The organism is Spirosoma montaniterrae, assembly GCF_001988955.1.
GTDB classification, from domain to species: domain Bacteria; phylum Bacteroidota; class Bacteroidia; order Cytophagales; family Spirosomataceae; genus Spirosoma; species Spirosoma montaniterrae.
The window spans coordinates 354,670-365,330 of record NZ_CP014263.1 but is presented as its reverse complement, the minus strand read 5'-3'; the positions used below and the strand labels follow the sequence as shown (position 1 = coordinate 365,330).

Sequence of the window (10,661 nt, the reverse complement as noted above, 5' to 3'; positions counted from 1 at the left end):
TTTTCTTGCTATGTGCTGACCAATCAAAAATCGTAGCCCAGTGTCAGATAGCTAATGGGCTTTCCAACCACTTTATCTTCTAAGCCCCAGCCGTAATCGAACTTAACAAAAAAGCCAAAAAGCATAGTTCGTACACCGGCTCCATAGCCAATCAGGAAAGGGTTCTTGAAATTCGTTACCACAGCCCGGAAGGGAATATTGCCCCCTCCTACTATCTCAGTATTCAAATTATTTTGGCTGAATGGGTCAGGCCCCGTCCAGGCGGTGCCAATGTCGGTAAAGGCCACCAACTGCAAATTACGCAGGAAGTTCGATGTAATGTTGCCTCTGTATAAATAGCGCACCAGTGGCAAGCGTAGCTCTGCGTTAAACAACATGTGGCTATTACCCGTTAGCTTGCCCTGCCGGAAACCCCGCAGCGGAGCCGCAAAATCAAGAAAGAAAACATCCCGATAATCATACGGAATCTCATTCGGTACGGTATTGGGTACGCGCAGCGGATTGTTGGCAATAGGGTCTTTCGTGTTGGCACCTATCCAGTTTTCCATACCGCCCAGCGTGCTTTGCTTGGGCGAAGGGCCACCCGATTGGCTCACCGAAAAACGCAGTGCTAACACCAGGTCACGATGAAGTCGCTGATAATGCCGCAAATCGAGTGACAGCCGACGAAAACCTTCAGAAGAGGAACGTAGTCCGGCGAACTCATCGAAGCGCAGTTTGAGCCGCGTTCCTACCATCATGTTCATCCCATTGATATTGGTGTTGTCGAAAACAAACTCGGTCCGCAAACCGGCATAGTCAGAAACCAGATCAGGGACAGCAAACGAAGTCAGATCAACCAATCGGGTGATGGCATAAAAAGGCGACACCGTGAAACGACTGTTAACCGACAGTGGGTACGATGCCGACAGGGCAAACCGATTATATCGATACCGCTGATTTAAACCACCGTCGTCAGGGATGCGTAACGTCTGTCGGTCGGCTCGCAAGCCGAAGTCAACGCGATGTTTCAGGTAATTATATTCCGCGAATAAATTACTGTTGTTAAGTGTGGTATTAATGAATCCGCCAGCCCGCAGCACATGGTTTTCGAGCAGATCGGTCAGCAACACATCCTGCGCAAAACCGAAGCCGCGAATCGGATCGATGAGCCAGTTCGACGTAGCATCATTAACCGAAAACAAGCCGCGATAATCGAACGGGCCACGAATAGTAATGTTCTCCCGACGGCGGTTACGCGGTGGCGCACTCGACACCAGTGCCGGAATGCCCGCCGTTGACCGACGCTGCCGATACTCAGCCGCCTTCACAACTTCAGGGTCGAACTGGTAATTATCAGTATCTACTTCGCCCGGTTCCAGCGCAGTTTGTCCGCCGTTTGCGGCTACGGTTCGGTTCGTTATGCTTGTGTCGGCAACTGCACGGGTGCTGTCGGCACGAGCCGAATCGGGAGGGGCAGTTGTTACCGGCATTGTTTGACCACTATTAATAGGTACAGAACTCAGCGGATTGGCCCGCCGGATACTGACCGTTCGCTGCGTGGGTGGTGCCTGAACCGACTGGGTTAAGTCGAGCTGCGAACGAAATCCGATGTATTCATCGCCATTTTTCAGGCTACTGTATACGAAGCCGCCGTTGGCCGTATTCAGATCGTACATACGAATACCCTGCGCGAAAGCGGTTAATTGCCGCACTGAACGCGACTCCGTTTCGAGCCGATACAGGTTGCGGATGCCGCCCATATCGCTCAGAAAATACACCGTCGATTCGCCCGCCGGGATAGGCTGGTAAGCATTCGTTAGCGAGTCGGTCAGCCGCACTAATGAGAAATCGCGGGCACCACCTTCTTTGGTGAACAAGCTAAACTGATCGCGAATGCTGCGATACGACCCCTTATCGACGCCAAGCGTGTCGTATCGCCGGTTGCTGCTGAATACTACCTGCCGGGCTGTGCGGCCAATAAATTGCGGGTACAGGTCATCGTACAGGTCGTTGGTCAGTTGCTGATATGAACCCCGATTGATGCTATACAGAAACAGGTCATTCTGCCCGTTACGGTCGGCACTCATAATCAGGCTGCCGCCATCGTCCGACGCGTCCATCCAGACCACTTCAGACAGCCCCACTACGGGTCGCTTAAATTCTTGCTTGGGGCGTTTCTCAAAATTTGCAAACTGGTAAAGGTTCGTGCGGCCTTTCTCTTCGGTCAGTACCAGCAGATTATTCTCACGTTGCCAGGCTACCAGCGGAGTAGTAGTCAGGTTAGCCTGCCCGTCGAGCCGGTAGCCGCCCGTAAGCACCGAGGTACGTTTGCTATTGGTAGTGTTCACCACCTCTACCGTGAACTTCCCATCACGCAGAACAGTGTACGCAATAAACTGATTATCAGGGCTAAGTTTCAGACTTACCAACGACGAGCGCGACTCTGCCGAACCTACTTTGATTTGAAAATTATCGGTACTGTTGCGATATGCCTGCGCCACGCTGCCTGCCATACCGGCGTAATATTCGCGCCATTCACGCAAAAACCGGCTGTAGGGAATGCCCAGTGTGCTGGAGATGCTGCTTTGTTCATTGCGAATAATACGCGTCAGGTTCAGAATATTCGAGACATTGTCTCGCCCGTATTTCTGTACGATGTAATTCCAGATTGAGTGACCTACCCGCTCGGCATCGGCCCCCGATAACAGCGACGGCTTCCGAACGGGCCGGGTCAGTGCCACGTCGCGCATGTAATCGTCCAGTTCAACGCTGTTGCCATCGGCAATATAGGCCGCAATGCCGGGCATGAACCAGTCGGGCAGGGTCAGCAGCAGGGAGCTTTGCAAGGCATCTTTCAGGCTACCGCCGTAAAGCATGTCATACACAAACAGCATCGAAATATTGCGGATCACTTCACGCCGAAAACTCACCTGATCGCCAGTGAAAGCCAGTTCGACCCGCGATTTAGACAGGTCGCGTTCGCGGCTGCTCAGCCCGCCCTGCCCATTGAGACCGATGTTGCTCTGCGCCAGTTCCTGCGGGGAGTTGAACAGGAAAATTTTGATGCGATTATAAGGCGTATATCCCAGCAGTTCGGTAATACGGTCAAACTCCGACTCGGCATACTGCGCTGTCAGGTTGGCAATCTGCGTACCGTCCTGGTAGTAATAGATTTCAAAGTTCGACGTGCGAATAATTTTCCAGTCGAATGTCTGATACTGAATCCGGTTCCGCCCGAACCGCTCGAGCGATGGATAATTCTGAGCCGAAACGGCACCTAACCCGCTCAGCCACAGCACACAAAACAGTAAGTATCGATTCCGCATAAACGTATTGATGAGGAGCCAGCTCACCCTTGTTTTTTATCTCCCTGATATAACGAAACGCATCGGCTAATATTCGCTTCGGCATCCAAATCTTCGCCATCGAGTAAATGCCGGGCGAATTGCTCGGCCAGATACGGAGCGAGCGATACGCCTTTGGTGCCCATTCCACCAAATATACCGAAAGATAGGGATTCGGGATGCAGGCCAATGAATGGTCGGCGGTCTTTGGTCGAAGGCCGAATGCCCGCCTGCTGCGCCACCACCCGGTATGGCACGGTCAGAAGATTCTGAACCTTAGACTCTAAGAACGCACGACCATCGTCGGTTGTTTGCCAGTCGAGGTCGTGCCAGGTGTAGGTAGCCCCAATCCGAATCAGGCCATCGCGAACAGGCAAAATAAAAACGCCCTGATTAACTATATGTTTTATAGGATAATTATCGACAACCGCCGTCAGAATCTGCCCTTTTACCGGGTTATGCGGCAACCAGTTAAATAACGGATTCTCGCGGGCCTGCGTACCATCACAAAATATAACTTTATTAATGGTCAACCCCTGCCATTGTACTGATTCTCCTTTGTTTATCAGCTCACTGCTATCAAACCAGCCTTCGTAATATTGATTTTTTTTAATAAAATAACCTTTTATAATCCGCACAAACTCATTGAGATCGAGCCAGCCCGCCTGCCGAACGTCCAACCCGCCAAACGAATTAGCAATATAACCCGCGTATTGCTCATTATCAGCAGCTTCCGATGCATACGGTCGCACAGCCGGGTCGGCCACTAAAGCCAGATACTCGTTTTTTTCTGTCTCGGAGCGGAACGGACGATAGATAGTTTTGGGATGAAAAAAACGAACGCCTAATTCCTGCTCGATGCCGGTATAAAATTGGTGCAGAAACGGGAACAATTCATCAGCTTTCCAGGTACGAACGAGTTTGCGACCCGTGAGCGGATTCACGATGCCAGCCGCCACGCCCGATGCCGAGGGCGAAGCCGGATCATCGGCCAGCACCACCGAGCAGCCACGCCGGTCGAGGGTCCAGGCCAGCACCGACCCCGCCACCCCCTGCCCTACAATGAGGAAATCAATAGTCATGATGGTGAAGTGAAAAGTGAAAAATGTATAATGAAAAATGGGCACACGTTCTGTACCACTTCCTGTTGGTCATACTATTCACTTTACATTTTTCACTTTTCACTTTCCTCTATGCAGTTGCGCCAGTCGGCGGTCAGCCTGTTCGATAACCCAATCGACCTGCTCTTCAATGGTCATATACGACGTATCGAGCAGTATGGCGTCGGGAGCCTGAATCAGTGGACTTTCGGCACGGGTGGAGTCGATAAAATCACGCTTTTTGAGGTTTTCTACGATGTCGTCGAGATTAATCAGTTCGCCTTTTGCCAGCAACTCCTGCTGTCGGCGTTTGGCCCGGATGAGCGTCTCGGCAGTCATGAACACTTTTACCTCGGCATCGGGAAAAACCTTCGTGCCAATATCTCGCCCATCCATCACTACACCCCGCCTGCGGCCCATGCGCTGCTGTTGCGCCACCATTGCCCGGCGCACTTCAGGAATTACGCTTACTTCACTAACTAAATTGGAAATATACATCTTTCGGATTTCCTCTTCCACATTCAGCCCATTAAGGCAGGTTTCATTTTTGCCGGTGCGGCTATTATGGTTGAATGTGATATGAATGGCATCGAGGGCGGCATTAATCTCACGTGGGTTAGTCAGCGATATACGTTCCTGCGTGAAAAATAATGTAACGGCCCGGTACATAGCCCCGGTATCAATATAACCGTAGCCCATGCGGGCCGCAACGGCTTTGGCGGTCGTACTTTTTCCGCAACTCGAATGCCCGTCAATGGCAATAACGATCTTCGGCATGAATGAATGATTCCGCCGAAGCGGTAATGTTTCAGCAAAAATAGAGAACAGTGAACAGTTACGCTCGCTCTTCGCGTAGCATCGCGAAAATATGTTCGTCTATGTATTGATTATTCTTGACAGCGGCTTTGCGATGAATGGCTTCGTGCCGGTAGCCCGCCGATTCGAGTACGCGCATCGAGCCAATGTTATTGTCAAGCACACAGGCATAAATGCGGTTCACCTGGAAGTTATCGAAAATGTAGTTGGTCAGAATCGGTACGGCTTCGGTCATGATACCCCGGCCCCAATATTGTTCGCCGAGCCAGTAACCAATTTCGGCGTTGAAACGGTAAATGTCATCTTTAACCGTGAAGCCAACATTGCCAGCCGCTTCGCCATTTATTTCTACGGCGAAATTATTGGGTTGGTGGTACGATTTATTCGAGCGCACCCACGAACTGGCGTCGCGGGGGGTGTAGGGATACGGGAAAAAATCGCGGACATTGTTCCAGATTCGCCGGTTGCTGGCATGGCGCACCAAAGCCTCTTCGTCGCCCTCGCGCCAGGGACGAAGGCGGCCTAAAGAGAGTTGAAAAGTTAGCAACGTTGTTGTCAAGAGAAGGGCTTCGTTTGGTAGGTTAGTAACCACGAACCTGCCTGAACTGTTAAGGTAGGGCCGTTTTTTCAATACTACGAAAAAAAATCATCGGGTTAGTTCGGCAGTTTACTCCCGCTTAAACCGGGTTCGTCGGAAAAGGTAGGTATTGGCCGTTGGTGGGCAATAGTTTTGGTGCATCAACCAAGCCGAATTATGAACCGCCACCGATCAACTTTTCTGCTCACCGTTTGTCTGCTACTCAGCATAGCACCTTACGGGGGTGAAACCCTGGCGCAGACTGTGCTTACGGGCCGCGTTACAGACCAGAAAGGGCAACCGCTGCCCGGTGCAAACGTATTTCTGCGCGGCACCTACGATGGGGGCAACACCGACAGCACGGGCGCGTTTCGATTCAAAACTCAGCGTAAAGATACGGCCACCGCTGTTGTCTCTTATATTGGCTATGAGCCATTTAGCCGCAAAATCACCATCGGCCAACCCGGTCCGCTGACCTTCAGGCTAACAGAAGCTGCCAATGAACTGAACACAGTGGTCATTACTGCCGGATCGTTCGAGGCATCGGACGAGAAGCGTATGACCATGTTGAAACCCATCGATATCGTAACAACCGCCGGAGCCGGAGCCGATATTACGGCAGTCATGAATTTATTGCCCGGAGCGCAGCGCGTGGGCGAGCAGGAAGGGCTGTTTGTACGGGGCGGCTCCAATGCCGAAGCGAAGGTAATTATCGATGGCATGATTGTGCAGAATCCGTTTTTTTCCAGCCTTCCCGATCTACAGTCACGCGGACGTTTTCAGCCGTTTATGTTCAAAGGTACGTCGTTCAGCACGGGCGGCTACTCGGCACAGTACGGGCAGGCCATGTCGAGTGTGCTGTTACTGAATACTACGGATTTAGGTAACAACAATGGTTTTAGTCTGGGGTTGAACTTAGTCAGTGCCAACGTCAGCTACGACCGCGCCACCGAACGATCTTCTATCTCGGCAACCGGCTATTACGGCAACCTGAAAGCACTGTTTGCGCTGGTGCCGCAAAACGTTGAGTGGCTACGCGAACCGGTCTTTACAGGGTCGTCGCTTACGTATCGTTTCAAGCCCAGCAAGACGGGTATGCTGAAAGTCTACGGCATGTATTCCGACAGTCGGTTAGGCATGTATGTCCGCGACCCTCGCATGGCTACCGAGACGAACCCACAAGGCCGGGTGTCGTTCAATCAACTCAATCGTAACGCCTTCATGACCAGCACCTATACCGATAGCTGGGCCGATGGAAAATGGCTGCTGAACGCGGGTTTATCATCGAGCTACGACACCGACGATACACGTTTCGACGTCATGGATTTTGGTCGAAGCAGTGCCCGGCAGCAGGGGCGGCTGGTGCTGACGCGGCTGCTACGAAATAACCATTCGATTCTCTTCGGAACAGAAGCGAGTGCAATTACATTGCGTAACACCGTCACTGGAACATCCTATAAACTTCAGGATAACTACGGTGCCGTATTCGTGGAATCGCAGACGTATCTGAGCCGTAAGTTCGCCTTGCAGTCGGGTATCCGGGTCGAATATGCGTCTGTTATTAACCGGGCCAACGTGGCTCCGCGCCTGTCGTTGGCCTACAAAACGGGGTTATACAGTCAGATTTCAGCGGCATACGGGCAGTTTTATCAGACGCCCGACTATCGCTATCTATATCTGAACAAAATGCTGGATTTTGAGCGGGCCGACCACCTGATTCTAAACTATCAGATTATCAAAAACCAGCGCACGTTCCGGGTCGAAGCCTACTACAAAAACTACGCGCAATTAGTGCGGGAGTTCACCGGCGAGACCGGAACGCCGGGCCGCCAGTTCGACGCCAACCCGTTTCGGTTTCCCTGGGGTCAGACCAACAACACCGGCAGCGGCTACGCTCAGGGATTCGACGTATTCTGGCGCGATCAGAAGTCGGTGAAAGGATTAGATTACTGGATCACCTACAGCTACGTCGACTCGAAACGGCTGTTTCAGAACTACGTTGTTTCGGCCACGCCCACGTTTATTTCAAACCACAACATGAGCTTCATTGCCAAGCGGTGGTTCGAGAAAATCACGACCAACGTAGGGCTGACCTACACCGTCAGCAGTGGCCGCCCGTATTACAACCCCAACCGCCCGGAAACGCCGGGTGAGTTTCTGGGCGACCGCACGCCCGTAGTCAACAACCTGAGTTTCACGGCCAGCCATCTCACCAACATCAAAAAGAACATGGTGATTTTATACGCCACCGTCGATAACATCCTGAACACCCGTAACGTATTCACCTACCGCTACACGCCCGATGGGCAAACTCGTTATGCCGTTGGCCCACAGGCATTTCGGAGTTTCTTCTTAGGCGGTATTGTAATGTTAAACCGCAAAGCAAAAGTCAATGTAAATGAACTATGAAAACGTTTGTTATTCTGCTGATAAGTAGCGGCCCGCTATTGGCCCAGTCGGATAGTCTACAGCAGCCGTATCGGAGTGAGTTTGCCTGGGCACCCATATTTGGCGTATCGCCGGAAACCAGCTTCCTGCTTGGCGCAAACGGCAAAAAGCTATTCAAGCCCCGAAACGCCGGCTCAGACGTGCGCACCTCGTTTGCCCAGTTGACTGCCTTCTACACCCTACGGCGACAGTTTGTTACGGTTGGTGAATACAACGTGTTCACAAAAGCCGAACGCTGGAACCTCGTTGGCAGCATCCGCTATACCAGTTTTCCATTCTATTATTTCGGAATTGGCAACCAAACCAGACGCGAAGACCGGGAGCGTTATGACTCGAAAAGTTTTTCGTTCAATCATCAATTTTTGTATCGGCTTGGGGGCAAGTGGTTTGTGGGGGCAGGGTATCAGTATATGAACCTGTTCGATTTTTCGCAGAAAGACGGCGGCTTATTAGATTCGAAGCGCCCCCCTGGCTGGAACGGTTCGGTATCGTCCGGATTCTTGTTTACGCTTCGGCACGACAACCGAAACAGTATACTCAACGCCTACCGGGGCTGGTATCTCGATCTGAATTATAACCCGAACCGACAGGCTTTGGGTAGCACTTTCGACTACGAAAAACTGCGCATCGACGCCCGGAAATACTGGTCGCTCAATCCGCAAAATCCGTATAAAAACGTGATTGCCGCACAGATTTTTTCGGAGTTCAGCGCGGGCAATACTCCTTTCACCGACCTCTCGCTGCTGGGTAGTTCGATGATTATGCGAGGCTACTTCACGGGGCGTTTCCGCGATAATCATTTTATTGCCACACAGGCCGAATATCGCCGGACCATCAATAATTGGTTAGGCGTGGTGGCGTGGTTAGGCGCGGGCAGTGTGGCTTCAGAACTTAATCAGTTCAGCTTTAGTGGCTTAAAGCCCAACGCGGGAGCGGGCATTCGGTTTAAGATTATCCCGAAAGAAAACCTTAACCTCCGCTTCGATTATGGCGTCGGGCAAGGTACGTCCAATTTTTACATTCAACTGGCAGAAGCCTTTTAATGCTTTTCAAGTACCAATCTGTTAACATCAAATAAAGCGAAACCATGAAAACCCTCATCATTCTCCTGCTCGTGGCACTGACCACCACCGCCCTACAAGCTCAGTCGGCTCAATATCAACAGGCTATGGCCGACGCCATCGGCACGATGAAAACTCAAAGTGAAAAAACGCCAACTGCCGATATTCTGAGCGTTGCCAACCAGTTTGAGCGCATTGCCAGTGCCGAACCGAACGAATGGCTGCCACGCTACTATGCCGGTTTATCGTATGTGTTTCTGGGTTTTATGGGTAAAGATGCCACCGAAAAGGACAAATACTTAGACAATGCCGACCGCTATCTGAAAGAAGCCCAGGCCATCAACACCAACGATGAACTGATTGTACTGGCAGCTTACATAGCGCAGGCTCGCATGACAGTCGATCCGATGAATCGCTGGCAACAGTATGGCCCTATTTTTCAAACCAATATCGACAAAGCAAAGAGCATGAATCCCGGCAATCCGCGCCCTTACATCCTGGAAGGAACCGGCCTGTTGTATACACCCGAACAGTTTGGCGGTGGCCCCGCCACGGCCTGTCCGGTGCTGAAGCAGGCTGCGGAACGGTTCACCACCTTCAAACCTGTCAGCGACCTGCACCCAAACTGGGGCCGTCAAAACATGGAACAACTACTGGCAAAATGCTCAAAATAAACTCTGTAGTACGCCGATGAAAACGCGCATAATCAGTCTGTTCGTGCTTTGCATTGCAGGCACGTCTCTCGCGACGTGGGCAAACCCGGCCTTACGCCCCACTCTGGCGCAGATGAATGCGGCCCGCACCGCCGACCAATGGCAGAACGTGGCTTCGCAGCTAAGCCGCCTGAGCGATCAGTCCCCCAACGAATGGTTGCCTGCCTATTGGGCTACCTATGCCTACATTACAGCAAGCTTTCGGGCAGGCGACAACGCCGACGACCTGCTTGACCGTGCCGAACCCTATTACGAGCGGGTTATCCGGCTTCAACCCCAAAACGACGAAGTGCTGGTGTTGCAAAGCTATATGGCACAGGCCCGACTGGCGGCCAAACCCATGTTCCGGTGGATGAAGTATGGCCCGCTGTCGGAGAAGGCACTGCAAGCCGCCCGGCAGAAGAATCCGGCAAATCCGCGCATACCCTTGCTGGAGGGTCTCGCCCTCTATCATAAGCCTGCCACCTTTGGCGGTGGTCCTGCCTCGGCCTGCCCTTTACTGCAACAGTCGGTTCAGAAATTCGCTACCTTTAAACCCACCAGCGACCTGCATCCGAACTGGGGAAGAGATCAGATAGCCCCTTTATTAGCGAAGTGCAAATGAGTAACCATATTCTCGT

At 51.9% G+C, this 10,661-nt stretch carries 8 protein-coding genes; 4 read left to right on the top strand and 4 right to left on the bottom strand.

Features of this window, described 5'->3' with window-relative positions:
* Positions 1–23 precede the first annotated feature (23 nt).
* The 4 genes from AWR27_RS01600 to AWR27_RS01585 form a co-directional block, all read right to left on the bottom strand.
* Positions 24–3,308 carry a hypothetical protein gene (locus AWR27_RS01600; RefSeq protein WP_077133735.1) on the bottom strand — a complete coding sequence of 1,095 codons (3,285 nt, stop codon included), beginning with the start codon at positions 3,306–3,308 and terminating at the stop codon, positions 24–26.
* 23 nt (positions 3,309–3,331) lie between these two features.
* Complete coding sequence (locus AWR27_RS01595; protein ID WP_077133734.1) at positions 3,332–4,408, bottom strand: NAD(P)/FAD-dependent oxidoreductase; 1,077 nt, start codon at positions 4,406–4,408, stop codon at positions 3,332–3,334.
* Positions 4,409–4,507: 99 nt separating this feature from the next.
* Positions 4,508–5,203 carry a (d)CMP kinase gene (gene cmk, locus AWR27_RS01590; RefSeq protein WP_077129576.1) on the bottom strand — a complete coding sequence of 232 codons (696 nt, stop codon included), beginning with the start codon at positions 5,201–5,203 and terminating at the stop codon, positions 4,508–4,510.
* 58 nt (positions 5,204–5,261) lie between these two features.
* On the bottom strand, positions 5,262–5,789 hold the full coding sequence (locus AWR27_RS01585; protein WP_077133733.1) for a GNAT family N-acetyltransferase: 528 nt from the start codon (positions 5,787–5,789) through the stop codon (positions 5,262–5,264).
* A gap of 207 nt (positions 5,790–5,996) precedes the next feature.
* Between AWR27_RS01585 and AWR27_RS01580 the strand changes: the two genes are divergently transcribed.
* The 4 genes from AWR27_RS01580 to AWR27_RS01565 are packed head-to-tail and all read left to right on the top strand — an operon-like array spanning position 5,997 to position 10,645.
* Positions 5,997–8,228: a TonB-dependent receptor gene (locus tag AWR27_RS01580; RefSeq protein ID WP_077129575.1), complete on the top strand. Its 2,232-nt coding sequence runs from the start codon at positions 5,997–5,999 to the stop codon at positions 8,226–8,228.
* A complete protein-coding gene (locus AWR27_RS01575; protein WP_077129574.1) occupies positions 8,225–9,310 on the top strand; it encodes a BamA/TamA family outer membrane protein in 1,086 nt (361 codons plus the stop codon). The genes AWR27_RS01580 and AWR27_RS01575 overlap by 4 nt, the downstream gene beginning before the upstream one ends.
* A gap of 44 nt (positions 9,311–9,354) precedes the next feature.
* Complete coding sequence (locus tag AWR27_RS01570) at positions 9,355–10,002, top strand: hypothetical protein (protein WP_077129573.1); 648 nt, start codon at positions 9,355–9,357, stop codon at positions 10,000–10,002.
* Positions 10,003–10,018: 16 nt separating this feature from the next.
* The gene (locus tag AWR27_RS01565; RefSeq protein ID WP_077129572.1) at positions 10,019–10,645 is read left to right on the top strand and encodes a hypothetical protein; all 627 of its coding nucleotides are present in this window, start codon (positions 10,019–10,021) and stop codon (positions 10,643–10,645) included.
* The last annotated feature ends 16 nt before the right edge of the window (positions 10,646–10,661 follow it).